Below are 20,484 nucleotides of genomic sequence, written 5' to 3'. Positions count from 1 at the left end.
TCCTTAAGCTTATTATTTGATCGGGTAAGCGATGACCGACATCAGAGCATTCTCCGCCTGAGTCGCATCCAACCGGCTGTATTGTACAATAATCGGGATGTTGCTCTTCACTTCAATCGCATAGGGAACGCCAATAGGGATTGGCGCTCCATCTTTTGCTAAGGAGCTTGTGCGGATATGCTTCGTACGGCGGGCCTGGACAACCTCCTGGATATCCTCCAGCGGGTCGCGATCCTCAAAGAAGATGCTGATACTTAAGTGAGCATCCTCCGATGCGGTATTCAATACGCAAATCGATTCGTGGCTGGTTAATGCTCCTGAACTAACCTCAGGAATATAACCGTCAGGAATAATCCATACCTTTTCTCCAGTAGCCGATGCCATATGACAGCTCCTCCTTTAATGATTTGGGATTGCGGTTATTTTAAAATTAACGTGTGAACGCAGCAGGTACGCCGCCGTCAATCGTCAGCATGCAGCCTGTTGTTTTATCCGATTTGGAAGAAGCGAAGAATGCAATGCCTTCTGCAATATCACGCGGATAAATATTGACAAGCAACGTCGTCCGTTTGCGGTAGTGCTCTTCCAATTGATCCGGTTCAATGCCGTACGCAGCGGCACGTTCATTACGCCAGCTTCCGTTCCAGATAGCAGAGCCTTGCAGAATCGCATCCGGCAAAATCGTATTGACGCGGATACCGAATTCCCCGCCTTCTGCGGCGATACAACGGGCAAGATGAGCTTCCAACGCTTTGACCGCGCTATAAGCCGAAGCGCTTTTGCCGGCGTATACGGAGTTTTTGGAGCCGATAAATACCATGTTACCGCCGATCGCCTGCTCTTTCATCAGAATGAACGCTTCGCGTGCAACGAGGAAGTAGCCTGTTCCAAGCACGTTCATGTTCAGATTCCATTCTTTCAGCGACGTTTGGTCGAACGGACTGGAAGTTGCAAGACCTGCGTTGTTGACGATAATATCGACACCGCCGTAAGTAAGAGCAGTTAAGGCATAAGCCTCTTTAATCATGTCCTCGCTCGTTACGTCCATTTTCACGGCAATCGCACGGTTCTCGCCGTATTTCGCATTGATTTCCGATGCTACGTTCTCTGCGCCTTCAAGGTTCAAGTCGGCCAGCACGACATGCGCGCCTTCTGAAACCAAACGGCGTGCCGTTTCGCTTCCGATACCGCCTGCTCCGCCGGTGATGAAAGCAATTTTGCGTGAAAACTCAGCTTCAGCCGGAGCCAGGGACAGCTTGTAAAGCTCAAGCGGCCAATACTCGACATTGTAAGATTCATTTTCGCTCAGCGAAACGAAATTGCCAAGAGCCGTAGCGCCTCTCATGACGGCGATCGCACGGTGGTACAACGCACCGCTGACTTGGGACATCGCCCAGCTTTTGCCGGTATTGATCATACCTACGCCAGGGATAAGAATAACGCGAGGCGCTGCTTCGAACATGACGTCGCCTTCATTTTTGTTGCGGTCGAAGTAAGCTTTATATTCTTCTTTATATTTCGCGATGCCTTCTTTCAGCTTCGCTTTCAAGCCATCGATATCGTCCGCATTCGGCGTCCAATCGATGAACAAAGGAACCACTTTCGTGTGAACCAGGTGATCCGGGCAAGCAGCGCCCACTTGGGAAAGCTGTGCCGAGTTTTGTCCGCCAACGAATTGAAGCACATCTTCTGCATCGTCGAACGAAAGAATCATTTTCTTCGCATCGCTGACTGCACCGCGGATGGTAGGCATCACTTGGGCAGCAACGCTTCTGCGTTGTTCGGCCGTCAGGGCGCCATGCTTCACGCCGCCAAATACTTGACTTTCTTTAATGCGCGCTTCGATAAAGCTTTCCGCTTCAGTAATGATCTTGATCGTTTGAGCGTAAGCCTCCTCCGAGGTTTCTCCCCAAGTAACCAGACCGTGCTTTTCCATAAGGACAAGCTCCGCCTTCGGATTGTTCAATACACCTTCAGCGATCATTTTGGAAAGCTTGAAGCCGGGACGGATATAAGGAACCCATACGAAACGGTCTCCAAAAATTTCACTAGCCAGCTCTTTGCCGTTATCTGCACAGCAAAGGCTGATGATGGAATCCGGGTGGGTATGATCTACGTGTTTAAATGGAAGAAAGGCATGAAGCAAAGTTTCAATGGAAGCGCGCGGATGCTTGGCGTCAATCATGCAGTTCGCCAGGTAGGCAACCATTTCTTCATCCGGCATTTCGTCTCTTTCGAACAAAGGACGAATATCATCCATGCGCAAGCCCGTAAAGTTAGAAGCCTTCATCGTCGCAAGGTCGGAACCGCTTCCTTTCACGAACATGACTTCAACGTCGCGCCCGCGGAAATCCTTGACAACCGTCTTGCTGGAAGTATTCCCGCCGCCGTAATTGCATACGCGACGATCCGTACCGATCAGATTCGAGCGATAAACCAATTGATCCAGACCTGTTGCCTGTTCTGCTGCTTTAGAAGCTTCCCACAAACTTTGTACCATGACTATACCTCCGAAATAATTTGTTTTATTTGGTTTTGATGTTATCTTACCACATTTGTTCCGGTCTGAAAACCATAAATTCAAACATAAACAAAAATAAAACAAAATAAGAACAGAGCCGTTTCTTTTCCATTGTTCAGCGGAGAATCAAGGGACAAGAAGAAGAATTGGTTATAACGATTTGTTAAATGGATTGGTTCAGATCAGGGTGCTACCATGAATTTAAACCGATGGAAGTCAATGTCTTAGAGTAAACCCTGTCCTTGGAGGTGGTCGTTTGGAAACATTCAAAAAATTTTTAACTTACTATAAGCCTTACAAAAAAGGATTGTTTGCGGATTTGTTCTTTGCATCGCTGGCTTCGATAACCGTCATTGTGTACCCCCTGTTAGTAAATCAACTGACCCAGAAAGCAATAGGTGACGAGGGAATCGCGTCGGCATTCGTTATAAAAATCGCCGGTATCTTTATGTTGTTGATGCTGGTGGAGTATGTAAGCAACTTCTATACAGATTATTACGGTCATGTGATGGGAGCCCAAATAGAATCCGACATGCGGAGCGATTTATTTGAGCATGTACAAAAGCTTTCATTTACATATCACGACAACACCAGAACAGGGCAGCTCATGTCGCGGATGACATCAGATTTATTCGATATATCGGAGCTTGCCCATCATGGGCCGGAGGACACGATGATCTCCTTGGTAAGAATTGCGGGCTCCTTTGTTATATTGGCCAGCATGAACTGGATGCTCAGTTTAACTATTTTCTTAATTTTCCCGTTTATGATTCTTTTCGCCTATTACAACAGCATCCGGGTGAAGAACGCTCTGAAAAGGAACAAGGAACGCATAGCCGATATCAATTCGCAAATCGAAGACAGCCTTTCCGGGATTCGGGTCGTACAATCGTTTGCCAATGAAGAAATTGAAATGGACAAATTCCGAAGCAGCAGCCATCGTTTTTTGGAAAGCAGGAAAAATGGGTATAGAGCTGAGGCGTTGTTTTTTAACGGCTTGACCGGATTCATCTCCTTTATGAATATTTCGGTCGTTATTGCAGGGGCCGTTCTTATCAGCTACAGCCGGCTGCATCTGACGGAGCTAATCACCTTCTTACTATACTTGAATACCCTCGTTGACCCCGTGAAACGGTTAGTGAATTTTACCCAAAATCTTCAAAATGGAGTGGCTGGATTTGAACGCTTCCTGGAGCTGCTGGCAGTGAAGCCGGACATTACGGATGCGAATGACGCCTTCCCGTTAAGCAGCGTAAAGGGCAAGGTCGAATTTGCCAACGTTCGTTTCCGCTATGCCGGCGACTCTACCGATGTGCTAAGTCAAATCAGCTTTACGGCAAATCCCGGTGAGACCATAGCGCTTGTAGGAGCATCGGGGGTTGGAAAAACAACACTTTGCAGTTTAATCCCACGTTTTTATGAGCCTGTCGAAGGTGCAGTGAAAATCGACGGTACAGATGTCAAAGCTGTCACGCTAAGCTCCTTGCGCCAGCATATCGGGATCGTTCAGCAAGACGTCTATCTGTTCTCGGGTACGATAAAGGAGAACCTATTGTATGGAAAGCCCGACGCTACGGAAAATGAAATGATCACCGCGGCCAAGCACGCCAATGCTCATGAATTTATTATGGGGCTTCCGGGCGGCTACAACGCCCATGTCGGGCAGCACGGTGTAAAGCTTTCCGGCGGTCAGAAGCAGCGCATCAGTATCGCCCGTGTATTTTTGAAAAATCCTTCGATCCTCATATTGGATGAAGCCACTTCCTCGCTGGACAATGAGAGTGAAAAGGCCGTACAGAAAAGCCTTGAACTCCTATCCCGCAACCGTACGACCTTCATCATTGCTCACAGGCTGTCCACGGTCCAAAATGCAGACAGGATTATCGTGCTTTCCGGGAAAGGGATAGCAGAGGAAGGAACACACGAGCAGCTTTTGCACATAAACGGGATCTACGCGAGGCTGTATCACATGCAGTTTCAGTTTAACCCGTAGGATGGATGACATGTCATTCTCCTCGATTCATAGCTCTGGAAGCCGAATAGAAACCCGGATTGGGTTGATACTACCTATATGAGAAATGCGAAAAGCCGACCCTTTTCCACGACAACATGAATGGAGGATACCTGCATGAAGAGCTTCCGGATGGTCTGTCTTTGTTTGATGCTCCTTTTCCCATGCCCCTCGGTCTTTGCAAATGTGGAGGGCAATCTGATCTCGCCCAGGGTTCAAGAGCTTCCGCAGCAGACGCCTGCCGAGGGAGAACTGACGGAAAATGCTTACCGCTCGGGACGCGGAACCTATTCGGGTGTACGTACCCCGGGACAAAGCGGAACGACGGCCCCTGGACGTGTTCCCTCCAGCAATCCGAGAACTACGACACCAGCTTACGGAACGCCTGCCCGCGGAGGCTGGGGAGGCATCTTTGGGGGCTTTGCAGCGGGAGCTTTGCTTGGCAGCCTGTTTAACCCGTTTGGCTTTATGGGCTTCGGTCCCGGAGCAGGATCGCCGATATCCTTCATAGGTCTATTATTTTGGGGGGCTGTTCTTTATTTCGCCTACCGATTATTCACAAGATCCCGTCGCAATCGTTCCTAATCCCATAACCTTGGCTTCCATCACCAAACCATATCCTTTAGGGAGGGCTCTATCGTTGAACAACGCAGAAGAAACGTTATCGATCTTTGCTTTGGGAGGCGTCAACGAAATTGGAAAAAATATGTATGCTATTCAATACGGCGAAGATATCGTTGTCATTGACTGCGGTTCCAAGTTCCCTGATGAAAGCTTATTAGGCATTGATTTAATCATTCCCGATATTACTTATTTGCTGGAGAACAGCAGTCGGGTCCGGGCTTTGATTATAACGCATGGTCATGAGGATCATATCGGCGGGGTACCTTACATATTAAGGCAGCTAAAACTGCCCGTTTATGCAACAAGATTAACAATCGGATTAATTGAAGTGAAATTAAGAGAAGCCGGCCTGCTTGCGGAAACAGAGCTCATTCCAATCACCTCCGATTCGACGGTAGATTTGGGCTCGATCCAAGCGACCTTCTTCAAAACAAATCACAGTATCCCCGACTGCCTGGGCATTGCATTCCATACGCCTGAAGGGGTTGTCGTCCACACGGGCGATTTTAAATTTGACCTGACTCCTGTTTCGGAGCAATACGCGGATATTCATAAAATGTCCGATCTTGGCAAAAACGGCGTCCTGGCGCTGCTATCCGAAAGTACGAACGCAGAGCGGCCCGGGTTTACTCCATCGGAACGAAAAGTCGGTGAGCATATTTTGGAAGCCTTCAGCAAGGCGCGTCAAAAAATCTTTTTCTCCACCTTTGCTTCCAATGTTCATCGGATTCAACAAGTGATCGATGCGGCGGAGGCTACCGGACGACATATCGCTTTACTCGGCAGAGGTATGGAAAATGTCGTGGGCATCGCAGCCAAGCTAGGCTATTTGACGATCCCCGAAGGCATGCTGGTCAAGCCTGAGGAAGTGAACCGGCTGGCTCCGGAGCGGATTGCCGTACTTTGTACCGGAAGCCAGGGAGAGCCTTTATCGGCCTTATCCCGCCTCTCCACCTCCAATCACCGCAAGGTTCATATTCTTCCGGGGGACACGGTTATTCTCTCAGCGACCCCTATACCAGGGAATGAGCGCAACGTCTCCCGAATCGTGGATAACCTGTTCCGGCTTGGTGCCAGAGTCGTCTATGGATCAGGCTCCGTGACGGGGCTGCACGTTTCCGGCCATGCGAGTCAGGATGAGCTGAAGCTGATGCTCACTTTGATGAAGCCCAAATATTTCATTCCGATTCACGGCGAATTCCGGATGCTTCATCAGCACGGCTTGCTGGCCGAATCGGTCGGGGTGGATCCCGAGCATATTTTCATCGTCAATAATGGGGATGTGGTGGACATTCAAAATCATGTCGCCAGGCAGACACGCAAGGTAACAGCGGGCAACACCTTCGTGGATGGGTGGGGCATTGGCGATGTGGGGAATATTGTGCTGCGGGACCGCAAGCATCTGTCGGAGGACGGAATTCTTATTGTGGTCGTAACGCTTAGCAAGACGGAAGGACATATTGTGTCCGGACCGGATATTATATCGCGGGGGTTTGTGTATGTACGTGGTTCGGAAGAGCTGCTGGATCAAGCGAATCAGCTGGTAGCTCAGACCATCACCAAACTTCAGGCAGAAAATATGAACCAGTGGAGTACCTTGAAAATTCGGGTTAAAGATGTTTTGGGTCGTTATCTCTATGAAAGTACGGGAAGAAAACCGATGATTTTGCCGATTATTATGGAAATATGATCAACGTTTAAGAAAGTAGGGGGCTGCAAGCGCCCCTGAACTTCTTATTTATAGAAAGTGTGGTCACCAATTTTTACCGTAACACTGGCGTTTCGGTTCGGTACATGTGCCGCGATGCTTAATTCCGCAAAATATAGGGCTCCGTTCGTTGGATCGCTGCCCTTCAAAGCCTCTTCAACCGCTTTAACCGCTGATGCACTAGCCGGCTTACGGATGGAGCCGTTTTTCACAGGAGAGAATTGATATACCTTGCCGTTATTGGCATTAATGACGCCTTTAATCGTTTCAGGAAATTTACCAGATTTTGTCCTGTTCAAAACAACGGCAGCTACCGCCACTTGACCTAAATACGGTTGATTACCCGCTTCAGCTGTCACGAGCCTCGCAAGTAACTCCTTATCACTGTCTGAAATACTTTGCTTTTCAGTTGTTGAGCTTAGATTAGGAGCTTCCAACTTCGGAGGATTCGAGGGCGTCGGAATCGGTTCAGGCACTTCGGGCACTTTGGGCGTTTCAGCTGCAGGCTCTGCGCTCAAAATGGTTACTTTCTTGGCCTTCTCCGCTTCCAGTATCAGCTCTCTCTCCTTCGATGAGTTGTCAACCTGATTTCCGCTTTCCTTCTGAATAAACGTACTGCTAGGCAATGACACTTCGGAAATTGCTTGCTTATTCACTAATACCATTCTTGAATCTGCATGCTGTGCAGGAACGATTAGGAAGAAGGAAATGATGACGGTCAGCAGAGTAGCATATTTCGCTGCTGGCTTTCTCATTCTATCACCCCACTTCGTTAAAACCTTAAATCCTTAAATCCTTAAATCCTTAAAACCACACTTTATCTATTAAACGTAATAATTTTGAATTTGTCTTTGGCAAGTTGTTGGTTCCACTGGTATTATCTTGCTAGTTTATTCGAGTGCAAGTCCCCATAAGCGTCCGTCGGCCATCAAGTATTACCATAAATAACAATAAGTACTACACGCCAAAAAAGCCTGAACAGGCATCCCGCCGCATTCAAGCCCATTTTTATTGCGCAATCCGTTTCCATCACACGAGATATGTATAGGGGTAAAAAGCTCGCGCGCCTGTCGCTACTTAGCCAAATTCAATTGCCATGAAACACCATATGGATCCTGAACCCAGCCGAACCTTTCACTGAAAGGATATGAGCCCAGCGGCATGAGCACTGAGCCTCCCTCTGACAGGCCTGCATACACCCGATCGAGCTCCGCCTCGGAATCGCATGTCACGTAGATTGACATAGCGGGGGTGAAGGTGAAGCCATGCTTGATATGGCTGTCAATGCACATAAATTGCTGCCCGTGAAGCGAAAATACCGCTTGCAGCACGCTGCCCTCTTCCCCGGCTTCGCCCGGACCATACCGTTGAATGCTGATGATTTCGGAATTATCAAATAAAGATGTATACAAATTCATTGCCGCTTCCGCTTGGCCTTCGAACATCAAGAACGTCATAAATTTCTGTTTACGGGAATCCATTGCAGCACCCCTTCGTTTTCCCAACATGTTTATTTTCTTACCACGATATACTGCTGGTCCTTCCACTCGAACTCGGCCCGTTCCTCGAAGCGAAACTCCGATAGCTGTATAATCAGGTCCAGCCCCTTATTGCGAGGCTGCCGGAAACGCTCCGGCCCATCCGCCCAGCAGGAGAACAATTCCAGCTCTTCTCCCGCGTTCATATGGCGATTCAGATAGCGGAACAGCTCTGCCAGACACTTTCTGCCCGTCGTGTAGACGTTGGGATAGCGCTCCTTCATCTCGTTGTTCATGGAAAAGGAGCCGCCTTGAGGAGCAATTGGATACACCATGGGATGCCTAAACAAGTGCGATATATCCTGACCTGACATCGGTCCGCCTACGTATAAGCCTGCCGCGTCCTCCTCCGTGTCGTAGATATCTATAAGTTGTTCATCTTCAGGATATTTATCCAATAGAGCACGGATTGGGAACTGCCCTCTTGCTGCTGGATTGACATGTGTCAAGTAATCTCCCAGCTTCATCACCGTCTTCTTCGTTCCGAATACGCCTGTGGGCAGCTCCCGGCTTGCAGCCATGTAATAGAACATACTCATTAGGAAAATAGCTCCCATCTTGCTTCCAATTCCTTCTTCTGACGCAGGTGGTGGCGGAAATGCATGCCGATCAGCTCCAGCCACTCCCTTGCGGTAAGCCATCCGAAGCCTTCATGCTTTTCTTTAAAATGCGGGCTGATGCCGTCCACCCTCGTTTCCCAATCGATCATCCTCCGCACGACCCGATCCAGTCCTTCGGTAAGGTCTTCTATATTTTGTGAATGATCGGGCGTGTTTCCGGGCAAATCCGGAAGCTTGATACGAATCATCGGAAAGCCACCGACCTCGTACAGGTGCTCCCCAACCTCCGATTTGCCTAAGGGCTGCTCTACACATGCCTTCGAGCAAGCCTCCACATGGTCAAGGTACTCATCGGCCACATCAATCAGATGGCGGTACATCTGGCCCAGAGACCACACACCGTCACCGGTATTGTACCTTAGCTGCTCAAGCGAATACTGCTGCAAATCTTGTTTGAAGCTCTCAATCGATTGCCTATCGTTCAATTGCAACGCTCCTTTAACAGTTAACGTTCGGTGTTAATGGACAGAAATTCATGAGTGTCTTTGCAGGAATCAACTTTATTTTACCACGACGGAATGCGGGGCATTTCTTATGTATTGCTAAGCTGTTAAATAGCACCCGATTGCACCAACCGGACTCCTGCCGAACCGGCAGGGGCATAGCGGCTGATCCATAAGGCTCCGATGCGGCTCACCTGTTCCTAATGTAGTGTAAACGTACATGGCTGACAGCAGTATGTCAGTGAACTGCCGCGGAAAATAAAAGTTTGTGGACGTTTACCAGCCATTCCGGGCTTTAAGAGAGGCAATTTGCGCAGTATGGTGGCGGTTATGCCATGCATATCTTTGAATAGCCGTATCAAGATTCATGAGGCCATGGGCAGGGCTCGTGAATGTCCTTTCCAAATCGGACGGATGCAGTGAACGGAGCAGCATAACGAATCGAGAATGAATGGCTTCGAGGAGATTTATGGAGGTTTCGATCGGAGTCTCGTAATCGCTCAGCTCGGCCCACAAATCCTCCCTATAGGAGGGAACAGTCGGGCTGTCCTCCGTTAGCGCTCTCTTGAAACGAAGAAAGGCGTTCATATCGTTATCCGCCATATGGTGGATAACCTGCCGGACCGTCCAGCCTCCCGGGCGATACGGAGTAAGGCATTGTTCTGTTGTCAGGTTATGCACAGCCAACCGAAGGAGCGCTGCCGCTTCCGAAATCTCCTTGGTCCATTGCTCGCGCTGTACGAAAGTGGAATGGTGTACTTGCTCGAAGGGTCCGATAGGGTAACGCAAATAGTCCATCCTGCTCATCCTCCTTAACTACTGGCGATGAAACCGCGTTTCATAGAATACGGCAGTCATCGCCTAGTGAACGGGCTTATCATAATTTCGAGCAGGAACGCCCATTTCCTTTTATTAGCAATCGATATGAAAGGGTGACACGGCAAAATAAGCCACCCCGGCGGAGTGGCTTATTCCTTCTATTGCAGCAGCTGCCAACGCGCGTGAATCTCAGGCGCGCGTTGCCGCCGGGTGATCGGTCACCCACCGCTTACTTGGCGGCTTTTTTTGCGGCGAGCTGTGCTTTCAGCTGCTCTACGGTGATCCCTTTTTTCTGCGCCTTGGCTTCCAGCTTCGCTTCGTGCTCGGCCTTCTTCCGGTCTTTCCACTGCTGCACGGTCAAGCCCGCTGCTTTGGCCTGCTCCACGACCTTGTCATGCCGTTCCTTATGTTGAGCCTTCAACTGCTCCACCGTCAGGCCCTTCGCTGCAGCCGCCTGCTCCAGCTTGGCTTGATGCTCCGCCTGACGCTGCGCCTTATATTGCTCCATGGTAAGCCCTGCCGCCTTCGCTTTCTCCTCCAGCGCAGCCTTCCTCGCCGCTTGCCGGTCGAGCAGCTGCTGGACGGTCAAGCCTTGGGCCGCCGCCTTTTGCTCCAGCTTCGCTTGATGCTTCGCTGCATGCTTCTCGCTTTTCGCCGGGCTCGCAGCGTCTGCCGCAAAGGCTGCACCTGCCGCGCCAACCACAAGCATAGCACCTACCGTGCTTCCGACCAGCATTTTTTTCCACTTCGCATTCAACATATGAAATGAGCCTCCATTCGTTAGGTTCAGGTTTACTTCTTACACCTTGTACTTTACCTCCGGAATATGTCATCTATATGTCAAAAGCACGCCTAGCCCTCTTCCGCTCCCACCTTCCTTCCACGCAGAATTTCTCAACCCGGCCAAAAGATGGTATCATAGACCAGGATGCATTCTTTACTTTAGAGAACGGAGATTTATTCGAATATGAAAACAAGGCTTCGTCTAAAATGGACTTTATCCGCCATTCTGATCCTCCTTATCGCCTATCTGGCTATCGACTATGTCTTCCCCGGCACATCTCCACGGTTCAGCAGTCAAGTTGCCGTATTGGAATACCATCACATAGATCCCGAAGCTTCTGACTACACGATAACCCCGGAAGCCTTCAAGGAGCATTTGATCGCTCTGAAATCGAGCGGCTATCAGGTCATATCGATGAAGCAGTTCGTCGACTTCATGAACGGCACCGGTACGGTGCCTCCCGGAGCTGTCGTCATCACTTTTGACGATGGATACGAATCCTTTTACCAATATGCTTATCCGATTCTCAAAGAGCAGGGCATGACGGCAAGCAATTTCCTGATTGTCAGTGCGGTGGGAACCAAGACGGAGGAAGGAACCGCGTTCATGACCTGGGAGCAAATTCAGCAAATGAAAGCCGACGGGTTCGGTTTCTACTCCCACACTTACAATTCACATGATTTTGTACCCGGAGCCGACGGCAAGCCGGTAAATTCGTTAACCAATCCTATTTTCCTGCCGGCTCTGAATCGGGTGGAAACCGAACAGGAATACGCACAGCGGGTGAAGGCCGACCTGGTTCAAGCCGAGCAGGTGCTGAGGGAGAAGCTCGGCACGCAGGACCAGCTGCTGTGTCTGCCGCACGGAAGATATGATGCGACCACGCTGGCGCAGAGCCGACAAGCCGGCATTCAATATATTTTTACCGGCGTTGACGGATTGAATTTGCCCGGAACGACGCTCGTCAAGCGTATTAACGGCGGAGCCGCCAAGGTAACAGCCGAGAAGCTGCTCGACAAGCTGACCGACGAGACCCGCCTTCTCGGACGTTTAAAGATTACTTTGAAAAATGTGGTTACAAGCTACCGGATGGGGGAGTAGGCCAAAGCCATCCTTTCCTTATCCCTGCAGCAGCCGAAGCAAATGGAAAATTGTAGTCAACAAGGAACGCCCGTTGCGATAACGGGCGTTCCTTATTTTTTCACCTGCAGCCTATATATACTGAATGCATCAAAGCAAGAAGCAATCTCCCGGGTGCTAAAGCACCTCCGGCTACTGTTGTATAAAACTTACACAGTCAACGTTTGCTTTCAAGCTCTATCTCCCGGATGGGGGTCACTGCCCTGCATTACTGCCATGTTACCGCTGTGGTAACGGGTTGAAACGGGCTGTTCTGCGTCTGCTGTTCCTTGTTGTGCTGGTTGGATGGGTCGGGATTCGACACGCTGCCGTTATCCATCTTGCTCGTCCCCTGGAACACGCCGCCCTCGTCAATAATGAGCGATTGCGCTGTCGTATTGCCGTACAGCTTGCCTGTGGAACGGATGGTCAGCTTGCCTTTGCACAGCACATTGCCGTGTACATGGCCTGCCAAAATTACATTTCTTGCAATCACATTGGATTTCACGACTCCATGCTCCCCGATGGTCACATCGCCCGCGCAATCCACATCCCCCGTAATCTGCCCTTCGATCCGGATACTTGCTTCGGATTTGATACGGCCTTCGAACAAGGTTCCTTCTCCAATTAAAGTATCGGTTGCGAAGGAATCGCGCTTGCTTTTCTTAAACATTATGTCGCCCTCTTTCTCGTTAAGGTAAGTATGGCTTCGGATCGCTGCTCACGCCGTTTTTGAGCACTTCATAATGCAGATGATAGCCTGTGCTGCGGCCCGTCGTTCCGACCAGACCGATGACCTGGCCTTTTTCCACGCGATCGCCTTTTTGCACAAGCATTTTATTCAAATGCATGTACCACGTCTGCAAGCCTTTGGAATGCGTCACAACAATATTGTTGCCGTGGGAGGAATCGCTTCCCGTCGTCGTAACAACCCCGTCTGCCGTCACATGAACCGGCGTATCTCTTGGCGCCGAGATGTCATAGCCGCTGTGGAATGAAGGACGCATTGTGAACGGGTCCTGCCGCAGCCCGAATCCCGATGTGATCGTCCGGCTGTCGACCGGCCAAATATTCGGGGTTATCCGAAGCTTCTGCTGGGCCTCGATCGCTTTTTCCTTCGTGTCGGCTATACTGTCCTTCAGCTCGTCAACGGATTTGTCCAAATCGCTAAGCTGCGACTTGGTCTGCTCGACCAATACCTGCACCTCTCCATTCGATGCCTGGGTACTGCTGCCGCCCATCGCCCCTGCAGCAGGAGCGACGTCTGCGGAGGATATTTTGACCTGACCCGAGCCTGTAATCGTTCTTATCTCATCTTCCTGCTTCCGAATATCATCGATCTTGGCCTTCATTTCGGCCGTCTGTTGAGACAGCTGAATCACTTGGTTCTGAAGCTGCTCAATCGTCTGGTTCTTCTCCTGCACCGTCGAGGTGTACTCAGCATCCCTGCTAACGATTTGCGTCTGAAGCTTATTCGCCACGCTCGCGTTCCTGGCATGACCCACATACAGGACTAAGGTAATCGAAACCAAGGTCATAAGTCCTGCACCGGCGATGTAGGGGATCAGCTTTGGGACCTCAAAGCGGCGAACAGAGCTGTTAGCATCGGGAATAATGACCAATGTATACCGCTTACTTCCCATTTTCAGCTTCATGTCGGCTCCTTCGGTTTTGGCACAAATTAACATTATTCGATGGAATACGATAATATTCGTCGCAATCCTCAAAAAAACCTTCCAATCTTTTCACTTTTCCTTCAAAATAGTTCTAAAGTACGAAGGGATTTCGTTCCATTTGCTCGAATTTTAGTACTAAATATTTACATGGCAATGTCTGGAGGGAATTAATTAATGAAATTAGCAGGAATCGATATTGGCAACGACAGTATTAAAGTCGTACTTGACGGTGTACGTGATCCTTTGATGATTCCGAATATTGTCGCGCCGGGGTATGACCGTCACGTGCTGCAGGAGGAGGACTCTCCCTTGAAGGCGCTGGACGTCGTCATTCACAGCCCTCGCTTGTCGAGGAACAATCAGCGGTATTTTGTCGGCATGCTGGCGATGGAGAATGAGGACAGCGTTGAACTGGAGGAGACCGATAACAAGGCCGTATCCGACCAATCCCTGGTCGTTGCGCTGACCGCTCTCGCCTATGCCGGGGTAGCCAGCCAATCGTTGACGCATACCGGCTACAATAACACCGAAGAAATCGAGTATGTCATCGGTACAGGATTGCCTGTGCGCACCTACTCGTATTACCATCAAATGTTTGAGGACCGCCTGGTCGGCGAGCATGAAGTGACCTTCCTGTCCACGCCGCAGCTGAAAAACCGCAAAATCAAGGTCTCGATCCGCAGAGCGATCGTATCGATCGAGGGTGCAGCCGCCTTATTCCATATGGCTACACACGACAGCCTGCAGGTGAAGGATGAGGAGCTGTATCACGGCTGTATCGGCATTTGTGAAATGGGGGCTCTCACCACCGATTTCCCCGTTGTGAACAAGATGAGCATCGACAACCAGTTCAGCACGGGCGAGCAAATCGGTCTTGCCACTTATTTGGACAGCATTATCCGCAACGTAGAGGATCAGTACGGGTACCGCTTCCCGAGCCGGGCCAAGCTGGTGCAGCGGATCAAACGGAACGACTATACCATCCGCCGAATCGGTGAGGGACAATCGAGCATGAAGCCGGTTGTCGATATGTATTTCAGCCGGGCAGCCAGCAAAATCGTGGACCTGATCAAGAAGCGTTGGAAAAAGCATCCTGACATTCAGTGCTTCTATGTCATCGGAGGCGGCGCTGCAGCGCTGCGGCCTTATATCGTGGAAGCGGCCGGACAAATGAAGCTCCGCTTCATGGACGAAAGCGAGCTGCTGAACGTTCACGGCTATTTGAAGCTTGCCAAGAGCAAAGTGAATCAGAATACGTTCGTGTGATCATCGCATGACAAAATAAGCCGCGAATCCTTTTGCGTTGTGCAAACGCAGGATTCGCGGCTTTCCTATGTGCCGGACACGATTCCCTCTGCAGCAGGGAATCGGATCACCCGGCTGCACAGCCTTTCGAGCAGCGGCCCGTCATGGCTCACGACCAGCATACCCAACTCCCGTCTGCGAGCGATATCCAGCACAGCATGCCAAATTTGCGCTTGCGTGATGCCATCGAGCATCGCGGTCATTTCATCCGCGATCAGGAATCGCGTCTCCGGACCGAGCGCTCTCGCCATGCAGCAGCGCTGCAGCTCTCCTCCGGACAGCTCCCCGGGCCACCGGTCCAGCCAATGACGCTCGATGCCGAGCGCCTCAAGCAAGCCTTCCGCAGGCTCGCCCCCTTCGGCGATCGTCCGCCGCAGCTTCCATCGCGGATTGATTGCCTTCTCCGGGTGCTGGAGCACCAGCTGGACCGGGTGGCAGCCTTTGCCCGGCAGCGGCTTGCCGTCGAGCAGCACACGGCCCTCCTGCGGCTTGTCATAGCCGCCGAGCAGGCGGGCCAAGGTGCTTTTGCCGCAGCCGCTTGGCCCCTGCAGGCCGACGATTTCGCCGCTTCGCAGGCTGAAGCCCATTCCGCGGAACAGCCACGCCTCGCGTCCATATCGAAACCCGAGCTGATGTCCCTCAAGAAGCATGGATGCACCTCACCATCCCTTCACGCAGCTCCCGCAGGTCCGGCCGAACACTTCTGCACTCGCTGCTGGCCAGCTCGCACCGCGCTGCAAATACGCACCCGACGGACCGGTCGTTCGGATGAGGCTGACTGCCGGGAATCGGAACGAAGTCATTTTGCGGCAGTGATCTCCACAGCGCTCTGCTGTAGGGATGCCTCAGCCGTCCCCCGTCGGCGGCAAAGTCATTCTTGAGCGCCAGCTCGACGATCGTTCCTGCGTAGAACACGGCAACCTTGTCGGCAATCCAGAGAGCCGACTCGATATTGTGGCTGATGAGCAGAACGCCGCAGCCTTCGTCCGCCAGCTCCCGGAACCGGCCCAGCGTCTCCCGTACCGCAGCCGGATGGAGCCCCGGCGTAGGCTCATCCGCAATGATGAGCTGCGGATTTGCGATCGTAGCCGTCGAGACGAGCACCCGACGGGCCATCCCGCCGGACAGCTGGAACGGAAACAGGCGTTCCACGCGGGCGGCGAGCTGGTACCGCTCGAATACTTTCCGAAGCCTGGAGGCGGCAGCTCTGCCCGGTACGGCTCCCCGCACCTGATCGCCCACCCGCATCAGCGGATCCAAATAATTGACCGATTGAGGCACCAGAGCAAGCTCCCGTCCCCGCAGTGCGGCAAGCCGCCTCTCCGTCAAGGCTTCACCTCGGTACCGAATCGTTCCGCTCATTGTGGCATTGCCGGGCAATATCCCCATGATGGCGTGAGCCAGCAAGCTTTTACCGGAGCCGCTCGCCCCGATCACAGCCACCACTTCTCCCGCTCCGATGGACAGCTGCAGTCCCTGAATGGCTTCCAGAACGGTTTGTCCCCATCCGCCGGCATATTGAAGGAAAGAGACGGACAGATTCTCCACTTCCAATAAAGGCGTGCATTGATCCGGATACTGTTCAGCCATCGATCTACACCTCCTGTCATTGTGTGTATTCATAAAATCGTGACCATGGCCCGTTTACAATCGGGAACGGTGAGGGTCCAGCATAGCGCGCAGGCTGCCCCCCAGCACATCGAAGGCCCTGACGACCAGAAGCAGGCTGAGCCCGGGAAACAACGCCAGCCACCACATCCCGGTCGATAAATACCTCATCGATTCGGATAAAATAATGCCGATCGCCGGTTGATGGGGCGACAGCCCTAACCCGACGAACGTGACTCCCGCTTCATGCAGTATCGCATGTGGAAAAAGCAGCAGCAGCCCGACAAACAGCTGTGGGACAAGATGCGGCACCATGTGCCGGGTTGCTACCCACCAGCGGGATTTGCCCAAGCGCCGGGAAATTTGGACATATTCACTTGTTCTGAGCTGCAGCATTTCAGCGCGAATCACCCGGGCCAGAGACGGCCAATGGGTGAAGGCAACCCCGATGATAATCCCCTTCATCCCGCCACCGCTTACGAAAGCCAGGAGGATGAGCGTCACCAAATGAGGAACGCTCAGAAACAAATCGATAAGCCAGGAAATCAGGCGATCGGCGGTGTTCCCCATAGTCGCTGCAGCAAGTCCCATTACCGCCGCAATCACCGCGCTGGAGCCTGCGGCAATCAGTCCGACCCCCATGCTTAGCGCGAGCCCCTTTACCGTACGGGTAAACATGTCCCTGCCCAGCCAATCCGTTCCAAAAGGATGGTCCCATGACGGAGCCAGGTTGCGCTGTTCCAGTTGAACGGCCATGGACTCCACACCAAGCAGCAGGCTGCACAGCACGATCCCAAGGATAAATAATGCCGTGAGCAGCATGAATCCCACCGCCCGCTGTCTGCCGTTCAGACGAATTCCGGAACGCCGCAGCCGTGGAGGCGCGTCTTCCATTCTCAGCATCCTACTCATAACGACCGCCCTTCCCGCAGCCGCGGATCCATAAGCCGATACAGCAGATCGGCGATCAGGTTGCCTGTAAATACGAATACCACACTGAACAATACAAGCCCGAGCAGCAGCGGAATGTCCCCCCTGAGTCCTGCTGAGACGGTGGCTTGCCCCAGGCCGGGGTATGAAAATACTTGCTCCGCCAGCACCGCGCCTCCGAACAACTCGCTGAAAGCAGTGAACTGCAGGGAAATGGCCGGCAGCGCAATATTGCGGAGACCATGGCGCCGGAGCAGCCTCCATCCCCGCTCGCCGCGAGCCCGTGCGAACAGCACATAGTCGCTGGCCAATACGTCGACCAGCTTTTGGCGTGTATGCAGTGCGATGCCTGAGATACCGACAAGGCTTAACGTCAGCAGAGGAAGCAGCATGTGCTGAACCCGATCTGCCCGGGTCACTTGATCGGCTGGCACGCCGGCCGGAACACCCAAGCCTACGGGCAGCCAACCAAGCCATACCCCGAAGACGATCAACAGCAGCAGTCCCATCCAGAACGTAGGCGTCGACGCCAGCGTATAGCAATACCACTGAATGAACCGGTCCACCCAGGTCCCCTTGTTCATCGCCGCAATCACACCCGCGACAAATCCGATCAAGCCGGATAACAGCCAAGAGGCGCCCATGAGTACGATAGAGTTCATAAACCGCTCCCCGATCACCTCCGACACCGGACGGCGAAAAATCATAGAAGTGCCCATATCACCGTGCAGCAGCGCCGATCCCCAACGAAAAAACCGTTCTACAGGGGGCCTATCCAAGCCCCAATAAGCCGTGATTTGTGCCCGCTGCTCCGGACTTACCTTCATCATATCCGCTCCGATATAGGCCTGAATCGGATCAATCGGCGAGTAGCTCACCAAAATAAATGAAATGACGCTGAGCGCGAACAGCAGGGTGATGAGACGGAGCCCCTTTTGACCTAACCAGGCTGCATAGCTGCGAATCACGCGATGTACACCTCCGTCCGTTTACGACTTCCATTTCCACTCTTCAATATTATCGGTAACAGGCCAGCCGTGACCGTGGGGATGAATTCTTTGCTTCCCGATGTCCAGCTTGTCCTTCACCATATACAAGTGATCGATATTGACCAGCCAAGCATAAGGGGCGTCGCCTTGCGTGCTGAAGCCCGTGGCTCCGTCCCATTGCGCCTTTTGCCAAAATACCAGCGCCTCTTCCTCACTGCCCGCTTTCAGCGCCTGGTCCAGATACGCGTCCACCTTCGGGTTGCTGTAATAGCCTGCATTATAGTAATCTACTCCCCTATACTTGCTGCTGAAGACGTTATATGTCTCAATCGGATCCTGACTTCCCCAACCGAACATGACGGGGTTTGAATGCATCCGCCCTTTTAATTCATCCCAGCTTTTGCCGTCGGTCCGGATATGGATGCCGATCGGTCTGACCATTTCCGCTGCCGCCATGGCCAGTGACTGCCGGGTTACATCACCGGAAGGGTACAGTAACGTCAATTCCGCTTTCAGCGTTCCTTTCTCCACGATGCCATCGCCGTCAGCGTCTTTCCAGCCCGCATCCACCAGCAGCTTCTTCGCCTGGGCCGCATCCGCGTCCGGGAACACCGTGCCCGGATTCCACCAGGGAAGTCCATCGTTAATCGTATACGCCGGAGTGCCATGGCCTTCCAGCACGCCGTTCACGAGCGCTCTGCGGTCAATCGCGATATTGATCGCCTTGCGGATCGCCATGTCCGCAGTTACATCGTTACCAATGGGGTACCCCTCCTTCGTGGTCCCTCCTGATTTCACGTACGGGAAGGAAATTCCCCGGTTATCGACCGTATGCACGGCTTCGAGCCGCATGCCCGCGACCGTCTGCTTGCTGAACGCTGCCGGAATGTAAGACATATCCACCTTCCCTGCCTTGGCTGCGGCAAATGCGGCGTCCGCGCTCAAGAACAGCAGCGTCAGCTTGCGGAAAAAGGGCTTGACTCCGTAGTAATCCGGATTGGCCTCCACAATCACCTGCTGCCCCTTATCCCACTGTACCAGCCTGTACGGTCCCGAACCGATCGGCTTCAGAGCATAGTCGCTGCCATGTGCGTGCTTAGGCACGATACCTGTGGTCACGAGCAGGCTGCTGAAGGTCGATTGCGGCTGCTTTAACGTAAATTGGACCGTATAGTCGTTCACAGCCTCTACCTTCTGCATGTTGGTCAGATCAACTACAGAGCTGTTTTTCGCGGCTGCTTCAAACGTATATTGAACGTCCGCTGCGGTTAGCGGCTTGCCGTCGGTGAATCGGATGTCCTCGCGAAGCTTTACCGTCCAGATGAGCCCGTCACCACTTACTTCATAGCCCGCCGCAGCATCATTCACTATCTTCATTTCGCTGTTCCGCTTAAGCAGCGTGCTTTGGAATAAGGGGGAGCCATAGCGTCCCCAGCCCGTCGTCGGGTCGAAGCCCGTCTCCGGCTCGGCTCCGACGGCAAGCACCAGCTCGTCCTTCGGTCTCTGATCATGATCGGCATGATCCTGAATTGCCGGTTTTCCCTCTGTGCAGCCGGCTAAGATCAGACAAAGCGCCAGTCCCATCGCGAAGAATCCCCTTAAAGCCGGCCCCCTCGGTATCCATTCTTTTCGCTCTTTCACGTTTTCTCCCTCCAAAACAGTTGTGCTCCGCCAACAAAATGAGTTCATCTAAACACGAAACAGTGTCATGTATTTTCGATTTTGTGGCAATAAGTGTTACGAATAATTATAAATGTAACACAATCAAGCAGTGTTGTGAACCATATTT

Annotated in this window: 20 protein-coding genes; 5 read left to right on the top strand and 15 right to left on the bottom strand. The window is 52.0% G+C overall.

All coding sequences use genetic code 11. The features are described from left to right. Nucleotides 1-12: 12 nt before the first annotated feature. Both CF651_RS16340 and CF651_RS16335 read right to left on the bottom strand, forming a co-directional pair. Nucleotides 13-384, bottom strand: coding sequence for a sensory rhodopsin transducer (locus tag CF651_RS16340; protein WP_094015932.1), 372 nt, complete (start codon nucleotides 382-384; stop codon nucleotides 13-15). A gap of 46 nt (nucleotides 385-430) precedes the next feature. Next, on the bottom strand, nucleotides 431-2,500 hold the full coding sequence (locus tag CF651_RS16335) for a bifunctional aldolase/short-chain dehydrogenase (RefSeq protein ID WP_094015931.1): 2,070 nt from the start codon (nucleotides 2,498-2,500) through the stop codon (nucleotides 431-433). A gap of 277 nt (nucleotides 2,501-2,777) precedes the next feature. Between CF651_RS16335 and CF651_RS16330 the strand changes: the two genes are divergently transcribed. The 3 genes from CF651_RS16330 (at nucleotide 2,778) to CF651_RS16320 (ending at nucleotide 6,846) form a co-directional block, all read left to right on the top strand. After that, nucleotides 2,778-4,514, top strand: a complete 1,737-nt coding sequence (locus CF651_RS16330) for an ABC transporter ATP-binding protein (protein WP_094015930.1) — start codon at nucleotides 2,778-2,780, stop codon at nucleotides 4,512-4,514. 135 nt (nucleotides 4,515-4,649) lie between these two features. Further along, complete coding sequence (locus CF651_RS16325; protein ID WP_094015929.1) at nucleotides 4,650-5,117, top strand: hypothetical protein; 468 nt, start codon at nucleotides 4,650-4,652, stop codon at nucleotides 5,115-5,117. Between the two features lie 55 nt (nucleotides 5,118-5,172). Continuing rightward, nucleotides 5,173-6,846 (top strand): ribonuclease J, encoded by a 1,674-nt coding sequence (locus CF651_RS16320; RefSeq protein ID WP_094015928.1) that lies wholly within the window; start codon nucleotides 5,173-5,175, stop codon nucleotides 6,844-6,846. A gap of 44 nt (nucleotides 6,847-6,890) precedes the next feature. On the opposite strand, the gene CF651_RS16315 is transcribed toward CF651_RS16320, so the two are convergent. The 6 genes from CF651_RS16315 to CF651_RS16290 all read right to left on the bottom strand — a co-directional run bounded on the left by CF651_RS16315 (nucleotide 6,891) and on the right by CF651_RS16290 (nucleotide 11,044). Next, nucleotides 6,891-7,619, bottom strand: a complete 729-nt coding sequence (locus CF651_RS16315; protein ID WP_094015927.1) for a cell wall hydrolase — start codon at nucleotides 7,617-7,619, stop codon at nucleotides 6,891-6,893. A 318-nt stretch (nucleotides 7,620-7,937) separates the two neighbouring features. Next, the gene (locus tag CF651_RS16310; protein WP_094015926.1) at nucleotides 7,938-8,345 is read right to left on the bottom strand and encodes a VOC family protein; all 408 of its coding nucleotides are present in this window, start codon (nucleotides 8,343-8,345) and stop codon (nucleotides 7,938-7,940) included. A 29-nt stretch (nucleotides 8,346-8,374) separates the two neighbouring features. Beyond that, nucleotides 8,375-8,941: a hypothetical protein gene (locus tag CF651_RS16305; RefSeq protein WP_094015925.1), complete on the bottom strand. Its 567-nt coding sequence runs from the start codon at nucleotides 8,939-8,941 to the stop codon at nucleotides 8,375-8,377. After that, nucleotides 8,941-9,447, bottom strand: coding sequence for a DinB family protein (locus tag CF651_RS16300; protein WP_094015924.1), 507 nt, complete (start codon nucleotides 9,445-9,447; stop codon nucleotides 8,941-8,943). Before CF651_RS16300 ends, CF651_RS16305 begins: the two co-directional genes overlap by 1 nt. A 294-nt stretch (nucleotides 9,448-9,741) precedes the next feature. Further along, entirely contained in the window at nucleotides 9,742-10,263 is a 522-nt protein-coding gene (locus CF651_RS16295) for a YfiT family bacillithiol transferase (RefSeq protein ID WP_094015923.1), read from the bottom strand. A 250-nt stretch (nucleotides 10,264-10,513) separates the two neighbouring features. After that, nucleotides 10,514-11,044: a hypothetical protein gene (locus CF651_RS16290; protein WP_094015922.1), complete on the bottom strand. Its 531-nt coding sequence runs from the start codon at nucleotides 11,042-11,044 to the stop codon at nucleotides 10,514-10,516. A 207-nt stretch (nucleotides 11,045-11,251) separates the two neighbouring features. Here CF651_RS16290 and CF651_RS16285 point away from each other — a divergent pair, with 207 nt between their 5' ends. Further along, entirely contained in the window at nucleotides 11,252-12,169 is a 918-nt protein-coding gene (locus CF651_RS16285; protein ID WP_094015921.1) for a polysaccharide deacetylase family protein, read from the top strand. A 247-nt stretch (nucleotides 12,170-12,416) separates the two neighbouring features. Here CF651_RS16285 and CF651_RS16280 read toward each other — a convergent pair whose 3' ends face one another. Both CF651_RS16280 and CF651_RS33175 read right to left on the bottom strand, forming a co-directional pair. Further along, nucleotides 12,417-12,860, bottom strand: coding sequence for a bactofilin family protein (locus CF651_RS16280; protein ID WP_094015920.1), 444 nt, complete (start codon nucleotides 12,858-12,860; stop codon nucleotides 12,417-12,419). Between the two features lie 19 nt (nucleotides 12,861-12,879). After that, nucleotides 12,880-13,842, bottom strand: a complete 963-nt coding sequence (locus CF651_RS33175; RefSeq protein ID WP_179232841.1) for a M23 family metallopeptidase — start codon at nucleotides 13,840-13,842, stop codon at nucleotides 12,880-12,882. 195 nt (nucleotides 13,843-14,037) lie between these two features. Between CF651_RS33175 and CF651_RS16270 the strand changes: the two genes are divergently transcribed. After that, a complete protein-coding gene (locus CF651_RS16270) occupies nucleotides 14,038-15,129 on the top strand; it encodes a ParM/StbA family protein (RefSeq protein ID WP_094015918.1) in 1,092 nt (363 codons plus the stop codon). A 65-nt stretch (nucleotides 15,130-15,194) separates the two neighbouring features. Here CF651_RS16270 and CF651_RS16265 read toward each other — a convergent pair whose 3' ends face one another. Genes CF651_RS16265 through CF651_RS16245 form a run of 5 tightly spaced genes read right to left on the bottom strand, consistent with a single transcriptional unit; the run spans nucleotide 15,195 to nucleotide 20,279 of the window. After that, on the bottom strand, nucleotides 15,195-15,818 hold the full coding sequence (locus CF651_RS16265) for an ABC transporter ATP-binding protein (protein WP_094015917.1): 624 nt from the start codon (nucleotides 15,816-15,818) through the stop codon (nucleotides 15,195-15,197). Continuing rightward, complete coding sequence (locus CF651_RS16260; protein WP_094015916.1) at nucleotides 15,808-16,758, bottom strand: ABC transporter ATP-binding protein; 951 nt, start codon at nucleotides 16,756-16,758, stop codon at nucleotides 15,808-15,810. Before CF651_RS16260 ends, CF651_RS16265 begins: the two co-directional genes overlap by 11 nt. A 54-nt stretch (nucleotides 16,759-16,812) precedes the next feature. Then, nucleotides 16,813-17,688 (bottom strand): ABC transporter permease, encoded by an 876-nt coding sequence (locus CF651_RS16255; RefSeq protein WP_425436278.1) that lies wholly within the window; start codon nucleotides 17,686-17,688, stop codon nucleotides 16,813-16,815. Continuing rightward, nucleotides 17,685-18,674 (bottom strand): ABC transporter permease, encoded by a 990-nt coding sequence (locus tag CF651_RS16250; protein ID WP_425436277.1) that lies wholly within the window; start codon nucleotides 18,672-18,674, stop codon nucleotides 17,685-17,687. Before CF651_RS16250 ends, CF651_RS16255 begins: the two co-directional genes overlap by 4 nt. Nucleotides 18,675-18,695: 21 nt before the next feature. Next, complete coding sequence (locus CF651_RS16245) at nucleotides 18,696-20,279, bottom strand: ABC transporter substrate-binding protein (protein WP_094015915.1); 1,584 nt, start codon at nucleotides 20,277-20,279, stop codon at nucleotides 18,696-18,698. Nucleotides 20,280-20,484 lie beyond the last annotated feature (205 nt).

Origin of the sequence: Paenibacillus rigui (assembly GCF_002234615.1) — a bacterium.
Taxonomy (GTDB): Bacteria; Bacillota; Bacilli; order Paenibacillales; family NBRC-103111; genus Paenibacillus_S; species Paenibacillus_S rigui.
The sequence above is the reverse complement of the archived record's forward strand: the minus strand, read 5'-3'. Positions and strand labels throughout refer to the sequence as shown.